This is a genomic window from Saccharopolyspora sp. NPDC045941, from assembly GCF_056431445.1.
Genome location: NZ_JBWKKU010000087.1, coordinates 1 through 16,646 on the forward strand (window position 1 = coordinate 1; position 16,646 = coordinate 16,646).

At 63.1% G+C, this 16,646-nt stretch carries 12 protein-coding genes; 8 read left to right on the top strand and 4 right to left on the bottom strand.

The features are described from left to right. Positions 1-627: 627 nt before the first annotated feature. Together AC07FN_RS41105 and AC07FN_RS41110 are read right to left on the bottom strand one after the other, a co-directional pair. Positions 628-3,618: an NACHT domain-containing protein gene (locus AC07FN_RS41105; protein WP_478400544.1), complete on the bottom strand. Its 2,991-nt coding sequence runs from the start codon at positions 3,616-3,618 to the stop codon at positions 628-630. 932 nt (positions 3,619-4,550) lie between these two features. Beyond that, positions 4,551-6,050 carry an AAA-type ATPase lid domain-containing protein gene (locus AC07FN_RS41110; protein WP_478400545.1) on the bottom strand — a complete coding sequence of 500 codons (1,500 nt, stop codon included), beginning with the start codon at positions 6,048-6,050 and terminating at the stop codon, positions 4,551-4,553. A gap of 180 nt (positions 6,051-6,230) precedes the next feature. Between AC07FN_RS41110 and AC07FN_RS41115 the strand changes: the two genes are divergently transcribed. From AC07FN_RS41115 to AC07FN_RS41150, 8 genes are all read left to right on the top strand, one after another. Continuing rightward, the gene (locus tag AC07FN_RS41115) at positions 6,231-7,229 is read left to right on the top strand and encodes an amidohydrolase family protein (protein WP_478400546.1); all 999 of its coding nucleotides are present in this window, start codon (positions 6,231-6,233) and stop codon (positions 7,227-7,229) included. A gap of 1 nt (position 7,230) precedes the next feature. Beyond that, positions 7,231-7,950: an iron-sulfur cluster assembly protein gene (locus AC07FN_RS41120; RefSeq protein WP_478400547.1), complete on the top strand. Its 720-nt coding sequence runs from the start codon at positions 7,231-7,233 to the stop codon at positions 7,948-7,950. Next, on the top strand, positions 7,947-8,972 hold the full coding sequence (locus AC07FN_RS41125; protein WP_478400548.1) for an NAD(P)-dependent alcohol dehydrogenase: 1,026 nt from the start codon (positions 7,947-7,949) through the stop codon (positions 8,970-8,972). The genes AC07FN_RS41120 and AC07FN_RS41125 overlap by 4 nt, the downstream gene beginning before the upstream one ends. 15 nt (positions 8,973-8,987) lie before the next feature. Then, on the top strand, positions 8,988-9,320 hold the full coding sequence (locus tag AC07FN_RS41130; protein WP_478400568.1) for a putative quinol monooxygenase: 333 nt from the start codon (positions 8,988-8,990) through the stop codon (positions 9,318-9,320). 32 nt (positions 9,321-9,352) lie between these two features. Beyond that, positions 9,353-10,147, top strand: a complete 795-nt coding sequence (locus AC07FN_RS41135; RefSeq protein ID WP_478400549.1) for an acetoin reductase — start codon at positions 9,353-9,355, stop codon at positions 10,145-10,147. An 853-nt stretch (positions 10,148-11,000) separates the two neighbouring features. Beyond that, positions 11,001-11,744 carry an MIP/aquaporin family protein gene (locus AC07FN_RS41140; RefSeq protein WP_478400550.1) on the top strand — a complete coding sequence of 248 codons (744 nt, stop codon included), beginning with the start codon at positions 11,001-11,003 and terminating at the stop codon, positions 11,742-11,744. 415 nt (positions 11,745-12,159) lie between these two features. Beyond that, positions 12,160-12,348 (top strand): hypothetical protein, encoded by a 189-nt coding sequence (locus tag AC07FN_RS41145; protein WP_478400551.1) that lies wholly within the window; start codon positions 12,160-12,162, stop codon positions 12,346-12,348. After that, positions 12,276-13,172 (top strand): group II intron maturase-specific domain-containing protein, encoded by an 897-nt coding sequence (locus tag AC07FN_RS41150; RefSeq protein WP_478400552.1) that lies wholly within the window; start codon positions 12,276-12,278, stop codon positions 13,170-13,172. The genes AC07FN_RS41145 and AC07FN_RS41150 overlap by 73 nt, the downstream gene beginning before the upstream one ends. Positions 13,173-13,722: 550 nt before the next feature. Here AC07FN_RS41150 and AC07FN_RS41155 read toward each other — a convergent pair. After that, complete coding sequence (locus AC07FN_RS41155; protein WP_478400553.1) at positions 13,723-15,204, bottom strand: GGDEF domain-containing protein; 1,482 nt, start codon at positions 15,202-15,204, stop codon at positions 13,723-13,725. Positions 15,205-15,290: 86 nt separating this feature from the next. Continuing rightward, positions 15,291-16,637: a DUF3100 domain-containing protein gene (locus tag AC07FN_RS41160; RefSeq protein WP_478400554.1), complete on the bottom strand. Its 1,347-nt coding sequence runs from the start codon at positions 16,635-16,637 to the stop codon at positions 15,291-15,293. Between the last annotated feature and the right edge of the window lie 9 nt (positions 16,638-16,646).

The window sequence follows — 16,646 nt, forward strand, 5'->3', positions numbered from 1 at the left end:
CCTTCGTGTGGACCAAGACCGCTGACGAGATCCTCGCCAGCCTCGCCCACTACTGCACCAGAATCAATAAAACTATTAACGACTCGGAACACTAGCTTGCGATGGTCAACCCGAAGAGACTGCCAGGCTCCTGCGAGAGCACAATTTGATCATCGTCTACAACAAGTCAGGCTCGGTCGTGACATCCGACCGAGCCTGACCAGCGACAAGACCCCTTACCATGGGGTAATTATGTGTCCGAGACTTGAACCCCTGCCAGTGGGAGGAATCCCCGAATCGGGGATTCGTCTCCATGGCGGCGATGCTACAGCCGGGGGCTTGGGTTGTCGAAAGATCCAGTGAGCTTCCTCAGAGCTCAGCCCGATCAGGTGTGGTTGCCGTGTCCGTTCGTGCTCCGGGTGCGACTCGAACGCACACTGGACAGATTTTGAGTCGGCTCCACGTTGTGGCTCCTGTGAACTACCTGGGCAGAAAGGGCGAAACGGTGGTGAAGTCACCGCACTATGCCAATCGTTTGCGGAGACTCGCACCCAGTAACCAATGACTGGGTGCGACCCTGGGCGTATCAGAGGACTCCTTTGTAGAAGATCTCGTTGTGCTCAAAGGGCGAGTACTGCGACAGCAGATTCAGGAGACAGCAGCGTCGTTTCCTTGCCATATGTCGACATGTGAATTGAGCCATGTATCCATATAGTCCGACCAGGCGTGCGGCCGCACAGAAGCATAGGAAAAGACATCGTTCATTGAATGGTGTGCCAAGCATTCATCGCGGCTAATCGAGTTAGCTATTTCGTCTAGTTCCAGAAGTCCGATTGCAACGAGAAGCCAGCCATGAAAGACCTCGTCTCCGTAGACAAACACCCTGCGCGAGATGTCTCGCAGCGGCAAACCTACGCGTCTATCGATTTCCGAATGTGCTGGAATTGGCGAATTAAATACGTCCCAGTCAGCACGGCCTCCTATCGTTTTGAGTAACTTAACAGCTCTACTGACAGGCAAGCATTTACGAAAAGATGAAGAGAAGCTGTCTACTACCCATTCGATGGTAGATGATGGACCGAAATCTTGTATCGGTCGGCATGGTTCAAATAGCCGAGTGTAGTACGTGGCGTGTTGGAGCACGTCTTTGTCGATCACACCTAAATGAATAGATAGGTTCCATGCCAGAGAGTCATTGTATGCGTACCTTGATTTCATCCTGTTTGAGGACTGGCGAGTGATTTCCTCTCGGACGTTCCGTACGGCTTCGAGATCGCCTTCGTGGCCGTACAGACTACTGCCAATGTACCCGAAATGTGAAGCCACCCACGCTAGCTTAGACAAGCTTCTATCGGAATTCGGCGTAGAGCTACTGTACTCGATTAGTTTATTTGATAAAATAGCAGCGATCTTTTCGCCTGCGCGATGCGAGTATGGATGATTTCTTGTCAGTAACGATCCAAGGCTTTTGCTTCTATTTTCCGAGAATAATTCGATAGCTATCTCGACGAGATCGTCAAGGGCGTCACCGCTTATTGATACGGCGTCCGAGCCTCTAACAAGAAAGTCGATCAGGGCTACATCTGAGCGACTCGTATAAGGGCCAGGAGCTTTTTGAGGGCTTTCCCTCAGCAGCTTCCTGCGCGTCTCTTCGTACTTTTTGCGGTCATCAATTAGCGATTGAGCGTGCGCTATTATGTGGCGGTACATTCGTGTAGCGCCGGCCGTAATATTTCGCGCCTTGAGTGATAGGCAGATTTGAGCAAGGATTTCCCATCGACCATATGAAAGCCCAGGGATGAGTGCATCAGCCGCGTTTTCAGGAGTATTGCTGTTGCGGTCGATGTAGCGTGCTGCGAAATATTCGAGAAAACTCGCATGGGTGAATGAGAATAGATCTTCTCCGTGTTCATCGAGAGCTATATCCGTGAATATCCATGCCCGCCCACGGCATGTGTTAATAAGTTCTCTAACGATCTGTTTCGCAGATTCTTCGTCAGGCACCGACTCAGACAGAAGGGCGGGGACAAGTAATTCGTGAAGAGACTGTTCGGTCAGTCCGTCAGCGTATACCTTGTCAGTCAAGGCGGAGTATGCCGTATAAGTGAGACCAAGTTCCACTTGGTCCATATCTACTGAAGGGCTAGTTATCCCACGAGCTTGATCCCATTCATACAACACGAGGTCTACGCATTTTCGGAATATCTCTGGCTTTTTGTGAGGTATGTAGCTATGTCCGCGATATAGTACACACATGAACGCGAGCATGAGCGGACTTCGTCTTAGATCATCGATAGGAGCGCTTGCTTTCAAGAAGTCCTCAGCAACTTGATCAACAGTTTTTTCTTCAGCTGAGTCATCCAAAAGAAACCAGTTTTTTGCATATTGCCGAACTTGCGTTTCAGAAAAATCTGAAATAGTGAATTCGTCGAAGCTGTTTTTGTCTAGACGGGCGATTTCGTAACCCACGGTTCGGCAAGTGACCAGCAATTTTGTTAGAGGATATGCACGGGAGATTACGTCAATAACATCCGCTGCTTGTTGACGCGTCTTCCCGTCAAGCAGTTCGTCAAGCCCATCGAATACTATGAATGCATTACCTTCGGAAAGCAGGCGTTCAATTAGCCCTCGCGGGGCAGGGCATTGGTATATGAATCGTAAATTGTGCTCGATAGTATCAGCAACGCTGAAGCCTTGCCCTGAGAAGTTCACGCTTTTCAGCTGGATTATGAATGGCACTGTGTCAAGTTTAGTCCAAGATTTTATTGCTAAAAGTGCTGATACTGTGGACTTCCCGGCTCCAGGGGCGCCAAGTATCACAGTTCTGTCTACTAGCCCTAAGAGGTCGCTCTCGCTTAGTGCTTGAGCTTCCCGGTTCCCGGTGACAGTGGAGGCCCAATTTGCAGATTTTGTTGTACGCGGTGTAAGCCTCGTTCCCACGTACAGACGATCATAGTGGACCTTTCTTCTGTGCAAGAGATCTGGAACCTGAATTTCGCGATGTCTGAACTCGAATATATCCTGATACTTAGTTCTCCATTGCGCAGTATGTTCCTTGGTTGGTGAAGATTCAGATACGATTAGTTCCAAGTATCTATCGATGGATCTCAAGTGCTGATGAGCGATGTTAGATGAAGCCCACTCATAGCTCTGGGTCGGATTTTGAAGCTTTAGTAAAAGTTGCTCGGAGTAACGCTTTGCATGATCGTCCATGAGCGTGTATAGATCACACACGTACTGTTGTAATTCGATTACCGGGAGATCGACTTCGCAATATTCCTGAAACAGCGAAACAATTGCACGTTCTATCTTCTTGCGTTGCTCGCGATCAGCTTCACGACGATGCGCAATTCTGATAGAGACTAGAAATCGAATTAGATTTTGAAATTCAGAAGTATTTAGAACCTTGTCTACGTCCCGTTGAGTGATGTTGTAGGGCATCTTGAACAGTAGCCCGAGGGCGGACGGTCTTGTGCCATTGCCTGCTTCAACCAAATGCAACGACGTGTGAAGGTCCGCTTTGCCGACGCCGTTTCTGGAGAGTGCCCTGCGGGCACTCTCGGCTAGCGGTTTAATTGCTAACGAAATTGCCCGAGGGATCAGGGTTGCTTCGAATCCGGTCATGGCAGGCTCCGACATGGCTAGGATCTTGGTTCTCCTTGCTACTTATACACGAACCTAGACCGGCGCCGAGAGGTAGTGCCGTATTTGACTAATAATTACTCTGTTTGGGCTACGCGAGGGAGCATTGACTTGCTCAAAGCTCTCTTTGAGAGCGGGTATGTTGAAATAGGATTTGGCGGGTGGCAGTGTGATATTTCCAGTTTGATCGTACGGGTCTTTCTTATAAATTCTTGCCGCACGCGGGCAGGGCTCTGCTGCGGCTTCTGGGCGCATACATGACCAGGCGCCGATCTACCCCTGTGAGGTCAGCGCTCGAGCTCTCGCATCACAGACTGGTCAGGGCGCGGATTATCTGCCGCTGCCTCTCTGATCCAATGGTTGACGCGAGCTGTGCGACGTCTTGACGGCCTCGTTCTACCCGGCGCTTACGGCGCCGCGTGACTGACGGAGTCGAGGTTGCGACGGTGGTGGGAGTCGTGGTCTTCCGTCGAAACCAGTACGGAGCATTCAAGCTGACGCGGAGAGGTCACGTGCAGCTTCCACTTTCCGTGCGCAGATGGTGCGGCGTGATGCCAGGGGATCGGGTTTTGCTTGCTGCGGCACCTGGATGGGGTGTCTTGGTCGTGCACACGATGGCGGTGTTGGACGAAATGGTGCTCGCTTATCACCCGGCGTTGTCTCTGGGGGATCAGAGATGAGAGTCGCCAACTCTCAAAAGGAAGCGGCGCCTGCGGGAAACCCGAGTTCGATGCCGCACGTTTGCTCGTGTCGCGTATCGGGGTGAGCCCGGCGGGCCTACTGACCGATGCGCCACAAGCTGGGCCGGCGCCAAAATTCGCGGACTACGTACCAAAAGTAGCTGCCGTAGTAAGAGCAGGCACGCGCCGGGTTTACGGTACGTATTTTGAAATTGCGACCCAGCGGAGGGCACCTGGTCGTCGCGGCTGCTAGCGGTTCGTGGTCTGTTCGGGGATCCGGATGCGGTATTGCGCCATCTTGCGGTAGATCGTTGCTCGGCCGACGCCGAGTTCGGTGGCGGCCTGTGCGACGGTCGTTCCCGGTTCGGTCAGGCATCGGATGATCTCGTCGCGTTCGACGGCCTGGAGTCGGGTGAGCGGGCGGCCTGGGCTGGTGAAGACCTCAGCCGGGAGGTGGTGCAGGTCGATCGTCGTGGCACCTGCGGCCGCTTCACGCATCACCTTCCGGAGCTGGCGGACGTTTCCCGGCCAGTCGTAGGAGGTCAGCGCGCGCTCCGCGGCCGAGGTGAAGGTCGCGGCACGGCCCCGGTCCTGGCGGACGAAGTGGCGGGCGAGGGGGAGGATGTCGTCCGGCCGGGAGCGCAGGGCGGGTGCCTCCACCACGGTGTCGATCAGCGGGCGCAGCTCCTCCGGGATCACGGAATCCGTCCGGGCGGTGATGACGAATGGTTGCAGCCGGTCGGTGGCCCGGTGCACCGCGCTGAACAGTCGGGCCAGTTCGGTCGTGGCCCAGGCCGGCAGTGCGTCCACGTCGGAGACGATGATGCAGGTCTTGTCCTTGCCGAGTTCAGGAGCCCACAGCGTCAGCCACGCGTCGATGTCCTCCGGTGCCGGAGGCCGGGCGCTGAGCACGCGTTCCCGCGTCAGCTCCCGGCGGGCCAGGGACACCAGAGCCGTTTTGCCCGCCCCCGGCTCGCCGACGACCGCGACGCGCAGCCCCTGCTGGAACACCAAGCGTGCTTGCGCGACGGCATTGGTCCACGTGGGCGAGAGCGCAGCGCAGGTGGTGCTCGGCTGCTGGAGGCGGTCGGCGTAGACCCGGAACACCTCGCCGCGCGGCATCGGTCGGATCTTGCGCCCCGCGCTGCGCGCCAGCATCAGCGAGGTGGTGTTTCCGGCCGCTGCCTGGGCGAGGGCCATCAGGAGCTCGGATGAGGAGTCGGACCAGGTGGTGAGGTTGATGCTGCCGGCGACGCCGCCGTTGACCGGATCCAGGACGGGAGCAGCGGCGCAGGTGTAGCCGCGCAGGCCGGTGCAGTAGTGCTCGTTCGCCCGCACCAGTGACGGAGTGCGATCGGCCAGGGCGAGGCCGAGCCCGTTGGTGCCGGCGTTGCGTTCGGCGAAGTAGAACCCGGGTGCGAGGTGTACCCGATCGAGTGAACGGTTGATCGAGCTGTCCTCGGACATCCTGCCCAGCACGAGGCCGTCGCTGTCGGTGACCATCATGCTCACCGGTTCGTTGGCCAGCGTCGCCTGCAGGCCGCGGAGCACCTCGTGGCCGCATTCGTACAGCAGCGAGTCGGTGTCCACCGAGCCGGTGAACACCGGGCGCAGCTCGTCCGCTGCCAACCCGTAGCGCTCGCTGCGCCGCCAGGAGGCGCGCAGTCGCGGAGCGATTCCGGCCGCCCGGCCGGGCGAGAAGGGGCGCTCTGCCCTTTCTGTGTGGGGTGCGCGCTGGGGTTTGTCCATTTCCGGCCTCCACGCGACGCGTCGTCGCGCCGACCTCGGCCACGGTAACGCCATATGCGCTGATCCTCATAGGTCAGCGTGTCTCAAACTGAGACACGCGGGGGCTCCCCGGCGCCTGCCGTCGTGTCTAGCGTTCCGACCCAACGTGCCACAGCAGCCACGTACCGGGAAGGTGCAGACATGTACCACAAGGACGGCGAGAGCTACTTCATCGTCGACGCGCACATTGCGCTTTGGGACGCACGTCCCGAAAACCAGCTCAACATTCACGGCAAGCAGTTCATCGACTGCTTCTACGACTACCACCGGAACCTGAGTCCGGAGTCGGAGCTGTGGTCATACGAGGAGTACCTCTACTACGGCAGTGAGCGCCTGATGCGCGACCTGTTCACCGAAGGGTACGTCGACCACGCCATCTTCCAGCCCGCCCATCTCGGGGCGTTCTACCGGACCGGCTTCGGGCAGACCGAGGAAGCTTTCGCGCTCGCCCAGCGGTACCCGGACAAATTGACTTACAACCACTGCTGGGACCCGCGTTTCGAGCAGGCCGGGCTCGATCAGCTCCGTCGCGACGCCGAGTGGTTCTCGCTCAAGGGCGTCAAGCTCTACACCGCGGAGTGGCACGGCGACTCCCGCGGCTACAAGCTGGACGACCCGTGGACCTACCGATACCTGGAAGTCTGCCAGGAACTGGGTATCCGCAACATCCACATCCACAAGGGACCGACGATCCGGCCGCTGGACCGGGACGCCTTCGACGTCGCCGACGTCGACAAGGCCGCCACGGATTTCCCGGAGCTGAACTTCGTCGTCGAGCATTGCGGTCTTCCGCGGTTGGAGGACTTCTGCTGGATCGCGACGCAGGAACCGAACGTGCACGCCGGGCTGGCCGTGGCGATGCCGTTCATCCACTCCCGGCCGCGGTACTTCGCGCAGATCATCGGCGAGCTCCTGTACTGGCTCGACGAGGACCGGATCCAGTTCTCCAGCGACTACGCGCTGTGGACGCCCAAGTGGTTGGTGGAGCGGTTCGTGGACTTCCAGATCCCCGAGGACATGACCGAGTACGCGCCGATCACCGTGTCGCAGAAGAAGAAGATCCTCGGGCTCAACGCCGCGGCGATGTACGGCATCGAGGTCCCGGAAGGGCTCGGCCTCGCCGAGAAGGCGGTGGCCTGAGATGGGCCCGGAACTGCTGGAGCGGATGGCGCGGGCGGCGCTGGACACGGTTCTCGATCCCGAGCTGGACGAACCGATCACCGATCTCGGTTTCGTGCGGTCGCTGGAGGCGACGGACGTCGGGGTGGTTACCGCCCACCTGCGGCTGCCGACGTCGTTCTGCGCACCGAACTTCGCCTACCTGATGGCATCCGACGCCAAGGACGTGCTCCGGGCGCTGCCGGATGTCACCGACGTCGTGGTGATGCTCGACGACCACCACGACTCGGAGCTGATCAACCGCGGTCTCGCCGCGGACGCGGGCTACCGCGGCACGTTCCCGCACGAGGCCGAGGAAGACCTTGAGCAGCTGCGCCTGACGTTTCGCCGCAAGGCGCACGCCGCGGCGATGGAACGCTCGCTGGGCCTGCTGCTCAGGGAGAACCCCGAGCTCACCGAGGAAGACCTGCACGACGTCACGATCGCTGATCTCCCCGACGTGCCCGCGACGAGTTCCCTGCTGCTGCGGCGGCGCGCCCTCGGCCTGACCATCGTCCCATCGGCTCCCGTGCTCGTGAACGACCACGGGCACCCGTGCTCGCGCGAGGAAGTACCGCTGCGCCTGCGCTTCGCCCGCGCGATCCGGATCTCGATGGAGGGCAACGCGCACTTCTGCCGCGGCCTGCTGCGCACCCGCTACCCGGAGTCGGCCGCCGACCAGTTGAAGGAGAACGCATCATGAAGGCAGTCCAGGTCGTCGGCTACGGTCAGCCGCTCCGCCTGACCGAAGTTCCCACCCCGGAGGTCACCGGCCCCCACGACGTGGTCATCAAGATCGGTGGCGCCGGTGTGTGCCGGACCGACATCCACATCCTCGAAGGCCAGTGGGCGCAGAAGACCGGCGTGGAGCTGCCCTACACGATCGGCCACGAGAACGCGGGATGGGTGCACGCGGTCGGCAGTGCCGTCACCAACGTCGCCGAGGGCGACAAGGTGATCGTGCACCCGCTGATCACCTGCGGTCTCTGCCGCGCGTGCAGGTTCGGCGACGACGTGCACTGCGAGCAGTCGCTGTTCCCCGGCATCGACACCGCCGGCGGATACGCCGAGTACCTCAAGACCTCGGCCCGCAGCGTCGTCCGCATCGACGACTCCCTCGAACCCGCCGACGTCGCGGCGCTGGCCGACGCGGGCCTGACCGCCTACCACGCCGCGGCCAAAGCCGCCCGCACCCTGCGGCCCGGCGACCGGTGCGTGGTGATCGGCGCGGGCGGGCTCGGGCACATCGGCATCCAGGTACTGAAGGCCATCACCGCCGCCGAACTCATCGTGGTCGACCGCAACCCGGACGCGGTGAAGCTGGCCACGTCCATTGGAGCCGACCACGGCATCGTCGCCGAAGGCGGCCACGTCGACGACGTCCTCGACCTTACCGGCGGGCACGGCGCCGAAGCCGTCATCGACTTCGTCGGCGAGGGCGGCGCCACCCGCGACGGCGTCCGCATGCTCCGCCGCGCCGGTGACTACCACGTGGTCGGCTACGGCGAGAACATCGACGTCCCGACCATCGACATCATCTCGGCTGAGATCAACTTCATCGGCAACCTCGTCGGCTCCTACAACGACCTGTGCGAACTGATGGTGCTCGCCGCTCAGGGCCGAGTCCGGCTGCACACCAGCAAGTACCCGCTCGACCGCTTCCAGGACGCCCTGGACGACCTCGACGCCGGACGCATCCGCGGCCGCGCCATCCTCACGCCCTGACCGACGGAGACCATGATGATCTTCATCACCGCGAAGTTCCGGATCAAATCCGAATATGCCGACCAGTGGCCCGAAATCGCCCGGGACTTCACCGAAGCGACCCGCGGCGAAGCGGGATGCCTCTGGTACGACCGGTCCCGCAGCGTCGCGGACCCGAGCGAATACGTGCTGGTCGAAGCATTCCGCGACGAGCAGGCCTGCGCCGCGCACGTCAGCTCCGAGCACTTCAGGACCGCGCAGCAGACGCTGCCCGCCTACCTCGCGGAGACTCCGCGAATCGTCAACACGACGGTGCCGCAGAACGACTGGTCCCGGCTCGGCGAGCTGGCCGTGCCCAACGAGTCCTGACCCCGCAATTCCACTACCGGTTGGAGGAAGCAATGTCCGCACAAGGGAAATCGCCGCGCGTCGCACTGGTCACGGGTGCCGCGCGAGGCATCGGCAAGGGCATCGCGCTGCGGCTGGCCGCTGACGGCCTGGACGTCGCAGTCAACGACATCGAGGCCAACACCGACCAGCTCAAGGCTGTCGCCGACGAGATCGCGGCGACGGGCCGGCGGTCGACCACGGCCGTGGCCGACGTGTCCGACCCGGACGCGGTGCAGTCCATGGTGGAGCAGGTGGCCGCTGAGCTCGGGCAGCTCAACGTCATGGTCGCCAACGCCGGGATCGCCAACGTCAAGCCACTGCTGGAAAGCACACCCGAGGAGTTCGACCACCTAATGTCGATCAACCTCCGCGGCGTGTACCTCTGCTACACGGAGGCCGCCAGGCAGATGATTAAGCAGGGAACTGGCGGCAAGATCATCGGAGCGGCCTCGATCGTGGCGTACCGGCCGTTCCCGCTGCTCGGCCCGTATTCGGCCTCCAAGTGGGCGGTACGCGGGCTGACCCAAGCCGCCGCGATGGAGTGGGCGCAGCACGGCATCACCGTCAACGCCTACTGCCCCGGCATCGTCGGCACCGCGATGTGGGACTACATCGACGAGAAGCTCGCGGAGAACGAGGGCCTCCGCAAGGGCGCGGCCATCGAGAAGTACTCGGAGCTGATCCACCTTGGCCGGGTCTCGGTGCCCGAGGACGTCGCGGGCTTCGTGTCCTACCTGGCCTCACCGGACTCCGACTACATGACCGGGCAGTCGGTGATGATCGACGGCGGCATCCAATTCTCCTGATTGCTGTAGCCCTGCGGGCTTGTCGGCGAAAAGGCCGCCGACAAGCCCGCAGGGCAACCGGATTCCCCGGTCGGCGAAGCCGTTCGTTCCATCGCCCCGTCGTTGCCTTTGTTGCTGTCCCACCATCTGCGCCGTTTCTTCTTCGGCTGCACTGCCATGAGCACTGCGGCCCAGCCATCGCCAAGAAGCCCAGCCTCAAATATGAGATCCGGCGAGCTCAGATCGCCTGGATGTGGCTCTCCAGTCCGGGCCGCTGAAGCCCTAATCCGAAGTGGACAGCGGCGTCAAAGGTGCGGCTGTCATGGCGCTGGCGCCCACAGAGTCCAGGAGATCACCGATCCGCAGGGTGCCCTCGGCCATAATAAGCTCGGTGATCCTGCGTCCTGCTGCTTCCCCAGACGGGCGTCGACGGGATGTCCCGGACATCGTCGTTCCCTTCACACCTTTGTCCTCCGCCGGCAGGATCCCGTCCTCCTCGCCATTGCGGTGCGCACTCCTTGACGTCCGGCACCGCGCCGTCGTCATCATCTTAATTCCGTAAAAACACCATTCTGAAGCTATTGCAATGTTGGTTTTTTGATGCCACCCCGCGGGTGCCGGGGTCACTACTCCAACGGAGGGTCATGGCGCCGGTCTCGTGCCGATCACGCGTCGAACCGACCGACTCGAATCGGCACCATGTTCTGCTACCAGGAGATTCGTCGGATTTAGCGGTACAGGCCAAGCCGCTGCATATGACCGGACTCGTGTACACGTGTTGCCCTTGCGCCAGTACCGTCCCGATCCAATCCATTTCGGACAGCCAATCGATGTCCCGCTGTGCCAACGGCGGCATGACGAGAGGAACGGCATCATGAGTCTTGGTGAGATCTTCCTGTGGGAGTTGCTGGGGACGGCGACGCTCACCCTGCTGGGTTGCGGGGTGAGCGCGAACGTAATCTTACGAAAAGCCTTGGGGCACAACGGCGGTTGGCTGTTGGTGAACATCGGATGGGGCTTCGCGGTCTTCGCCGGCGCCAGCATCGCGACCCCGAGCGGCGCCCACATCAACCCGGCCGTGACGCTGGGTCTGGCAGTGAACGGGCAGGTCCCGTGGTCACAGGTGCCGGTCTACATCGTCGGGCAGCTCGTCGGCGGCACGCTCGGTGCACTGCTGTGCTGGGCTGCCTACAAGCTGCAGTTCGACACCCACGACGACCCGGCCAACACCCGCGGGATCTTCTGCACCGGACCGACCGTGCCGAACGCGCCGTGGAACCTCGTCACCGAGATCATCGGTACTTTCGTGCTGGTCCTGTGGATCATCCTCAGCCCCGGTGCCGAAGCGGGCTCGGACGGCGTGCCGCAGTTCGGCAACTCCGCGCTGGGCTACGCCGCGGTCGCTTTCCTCGTGATCGGCATCGGCAACTCGCTCGGCGGCCCCACCGGGTACGCCATCAACCCGGCGCGCGACCTCGGGCCACGCATCGCCTACGCGATCCTGCCCATCCACGGCAAGGGATCGGCCGCGTGGGAGTACTCCTGGGTCCCGATCGTCGGACCGGTCATCGGCGGGGTGCTGGCCGGTGGGCTGGCGCTGGTCCTGCCCGTCAGCTGACGCCAGGGGCCGAAGGACCGAAAAGTGGTACACAGGAAGGCAGAACGAGAATGGCCTCGTACGTCGGCGCCATCGACCAGGGCACGACCTCGACCCTGCATGGCAGGTTTCAGGGGTTGCGGGTGCGTGCACGGCGGGGACCGGATCGACATCCTGTCGGGGCAGCGTGCGCGCGGTCTTCGACCTGGCGCTTTGCCCTGAAAGGTGCATCGGATGCAAGATTCCTACGTTTGTTCGGTAGCGTCGGGGGTCGGTGTCGGATCGGTGCCCGGCGTGGCGCCCGGTTGAGAGTGCTGCGGGTCGGCACGGCCAACTTCTGCATGTGGCCTGCGGCCATGCACCAGCACAGGAACGCCTCAGCTACGGGTATCGGCCAGGAAGACGGGCCCAGGATGCCATCGCCGAGATCCACAAGATGACCACCCAAGCCTATGAGTGGGTGGTCGAAGGGGACATCACCGCCTGCTTCGACAACGTCGACCACCACGTCCTGATGGACCTGGTGGCCCGGCGCATCGCCGATCGCAAGGTGTGTTGCGGTTGGTCCGTGCGTTTCTGCGGGCAGGGATCGTCGAGCAGCATGGTGGGTTCGCGGCGAGCCTGAAGGGCACGCCGCAGGGTAGGGTTGCTTCTCCTCTGTTGGCCAACATCTACCTTTCGGTGTTGGACGAGTATTTCGCCACGATCCAGCAGCGGGACATGACTCCCGCCTGGCGGCGGCAGCATCGCCGTCGTCGGAGGTTGCCGAATTATCGGCTGGTGCGTTTCGCGGACGACTTTGTTGTGCTGGTGCACGGCAAACGTTCCGACGCCGAAGCGCTTCGCAACGAGATCAGCGAGTTGCTGGCCCGCGAGCTGAAGATGACCCTCTCGGCGGAAAAGACACTCGTGACACACATCGACGACGGGTTCGTCTTCCTTGGCTTCCGCACCCAGCGGCTGCGAGGTGACGGTCGTCGGGTGGTGCTGACCATCCCGTCCAAGCAAGCGTTGGCCGGGGTGATGCACAAGATCAAGCAGGCCACTGGGGCCAGCACCGTGTCACTGGGATTGGGGCAACTACTCCGGTTGATCAATCCGATCCTACGAGGCTGGGCTGCGTATTTCCGCTACGGCGCCTCCAAGAAGACCTTCGCCTATGTGGGCTGGTACGCCTGGTGGCGGGTGATCTACTGGATACGTCGCAAGCATCCGCACCTGACCTGGAAACAGATCCGGTGGCGCTATTACGGCGTCGACCGGATCGCAGCGGACGGAATGACCCTCTACAACCCGGCGAAGATGCGTGTCGGACGCTATCGCTACCGCGGAACCAAGATCGCCACGCCGTTCAACATCGACAAGGTTGACTCGGCAGGAGCACGCTTCCGCCGCACCAGCCACGACGATGTGGCCTTCCTCGGGCAGGTCTCAGAACTGGTCGGCTAGCCCAATCGGGACACGTGGAGAGCCCGGTGCGGGGACGACTCGCACGCCGGGTTCGGAGGGCGGGGATGGGAAAACCGACGGCCGAAAGGCCGCACGGCGTCCCGTCCCCGACCCAACAGATCCAGGCCCTGGACCGGTCCCAGCCGATACTGCCGATGATGCCCGCCTTGCCCGAACGCCGTACGCACGACTACCTGCGACACGGCTTCCGGCGCAGGACACACCAGGATCCGGATCCGCCGGCTGGGTGAACCGCACTCTCTCTTGACCGAGTTGACGCTCCAGCACCGTGATCTGATGGCGCAAGGTCAGGATCTCGACGCCCTTGTCCCGGTCACTCATCGGCAACAGGCGCAGCGTGGCGAACACATTCGCCACGCCCAGATAGGCCAGCCGCAGCAGCACAGTCGACGACCATGCCGTGGCGCTCGATAGCAGCGAAAGCGCCTGCTCGAGCGACTACGGTCGACCTACCACTCCGCCGCGCCCGCCGCTTCTCACCAGGACGGATGAGGTTATCGGCAAGGGCATGGGAACCGCGGTTCTGCGGTCAGGTCTGCGCTGGAGGAAGGGGCGGGGTGCTATCGATCTCGACCCGGTTGCGGCCAGCGCGCTTCGCCCGGTAGAGGGCGCGGTCCGCGGCGGCGAAGAGGGGATCGAAATTGGTGGGCCCGGCGGCGACGCCGACGCTGACGGTCGGTGGGCGGGTTCTCGGGCCCACCTGCGGCGTCCAGTCGTGGGTCTCCACCGCCGTGCGGATGCGCTCGGCCAGCTCGGGGCCGGCGGGGCTGGGATCCGGCTGCTGGTCGGCGAGCAGCACCACGAACTCGTCGCCCGCCCACCGGCAGATGAGGTCGTCGGATCGGCACTCGCGCCGCAGCAGCTGGGCTACCTCCTGCAACACGGCGTCGCCTGCGGTGTGGCCCGCGGCGTCGTTGATCTCCTTGAAGTTGTCGATGTCCATCACGAGCAGCCACCGCACTGCGACCTGACCGGCAGCCGCCGCCCGTTGCTCCACGCCGCGCCGGTTGAGCAGGCCGGTCAGCGTTTCCCGGCACGCATCTTGTTGCGCGGCGGACTCCTGGCGCTGCGCCTGAATGGCGACGCGACGTTGCTCCAGGGCCTGGCCGAGCCCGACCTGCAGCGCGTGCATGGCGGCGCTGCTGGCCGCGACCACGCTGCGCAACGCGTTGGCCTCGCCGACCGGGTCGTCCAGCTCCTGGCAGATCGTGGTCAGGGCCTGCGAGAACCGCATCCGCAGCCTGGTGTCCCGGATCCATTCCACTGTTTCGACGGCTCGACCGGCGAAGATCCTGGCTTCGACCAGGCGGCGCTGGTGCCGGCGGATCTCGGCGAGCACCCAGTTCGCGATCGCCGAGGTGTAGCGGTCCTCAGCTTCCTCGCTCGCAGTCAGAGCCTGCACCGCGCGGCTCTCCGCCTCGGGGCCCTGCCCGAGGGCGACCAGGGCCCGGGCGCTGCCGGCCAGTGCGCGGTGGCGGACCTGTCCGGGGGAGGCCAGCGACAGCGCTTCGTCGAAGAGCTCCAGCGCCGTGCGGAAGAACTCGTCCGCCGTACCGTTGGCCCTCATGGCCCGGAGCTGCCAGCAGTTGGCCTCCCGTTCCAGGCAGTGCGCGAGAACCTCCGGCTCACCGCAGCGCCGGGCGACCTGAACGGACTGGGTGATGAGCTCACCCGCGGCGGCGTGGTGCCCGACGGCCTGCAGCAGATCCCCGAGCATGCCCATGGTCTGGGCGGCGGCTCCACCCCGCGGCCGGTCGACGTCGAGCCCGGTCCACCCCTCGGCGACGAGGTCGAGGGCGAGCGGGATTCGATTCAGCCGCCACGCCAGGTAGGCCCGGTGCACGAGCACGACGGCGGAGTCCCACCGGCCGTCGACGTGGTTCGCCCCGCCGGCGACCAGCCGCTTGAAGGCGAGGCCGGCGGCGTTCGGGCGGCCGGACTCGAGCAGCACCCGGACGTGCCGGTCCGGCTCGGGGACCAGCCCCGCCATCAACGGATCGTTCTCCCGCACTGGCTCGTCCTCGCAGCCGCGCAACCCGGTGACCTGCTTTTCTGCGCCACCGCGGTGCGTTCAGACTACCGACCCCGGCGGATCGCTCAGCCCCACAGGCCGAGCGCGAATTCGGCGATCACGGTCGACAGCAGGAACGACGCCGTGATCGCGACCAGGCCGACTGGGATGATCTTCCAGCCGATCCGCCGCAGCAGCGGGATGTCCTTGCCCAGCGACAGCCCCGCCAGGGTCAGCATGATGGTGGCGATCGAGAGGAAGTCCACCGACTTCACCAGAGGGTTCAGCACCTCGGCGCCGGGGAACCAGGGGCTGGAGATGGAGGCGCCCACGGTGGTGATCCACACGATCGCCGAGATCTTCCGGGACACCTTCGCGAGGAGGAGTCCGAGCAGGACCAGTACCAGGAGCACCGCGTAGCCGCCGACGACCTTCCAGCTCAAGGCGCCGGCCGCGATCGAGGCGGTGCCGATGCCCAGCACCGTCAGCACCCCGAGCGACAGCCACAGCGGCAGCGCGACCTGGGTCGAGGCCGCGACGACCTGCTCCCGGAACGCGCGGTTCCCAGCGACCTCGTCCGACCCGGCACCGGCGGAGTCCGCCGACGCGCTCGGTCCAGGAGCGGGGTTGCCCTGACGGCGGGTGAGCAGCCGGTAGAACCGGTCGGCCAGCGGCAGCGCGAGGTAGATCCCGACGTACACGCCCAGGATCGTGGTGATCAGGTTCGACACGGCGGCCATGCCCAGGACGGCCTCTTCGTCGGCCGGGTACGCGTCCACGATGCTCGCCGTGGACGCCGCCATCATCGAACCGGACCCGACGCCCGCGCCCATGGCCAGCGCCAGCGGATCGAAGATCCGCCAGTTCGCCACCAGCGACGTCAGGAGCGTGATGAACACCGCGCCGAAGAGCGTGCCGAACACGTACATCGCCAGCACGCCGCGGTACTGGTCCGAGTCCGGCCCGTACTTCTCGGAGACCATTGCGAACGACGGTTCGCGGTCCAGGGAGAACGTGGCACCGATCGTCGCCTTGCCCATGCGCAGCAGCACGGCCAGCGGTAGGGCGAGGACGATCGTCCCGAGCAGGTGGCCGATCTCCTGCAGCAGCAGGGCGGGCCCCGCTTTGACCAGGGCAGGCAGGCTAGGCCCGATGTTGAAGGCGAGCCGGGCCACCAGCAGCATCACCGCCACGCCGACCAGGGCCGAGGCCGCCTTCTGCAGGTCCAGGCCGAGCGGCTTGAACCTCTGCACCGACACCAGCAGGCCGAGGACCAGCCCCCACACCATCGGGAAGATGATGATGGACCCGATGCCCAGGTTGATTTCGTGTTGGCCGACGAACTGGACGAACAGCGCGATGACCAGCGCCAGGGCGGCGATCGGCAGCGTTTGCTTCGTTCCGGCCTTGGCCGGGACGGCGGAAGTGGTCATCGGGCTGCT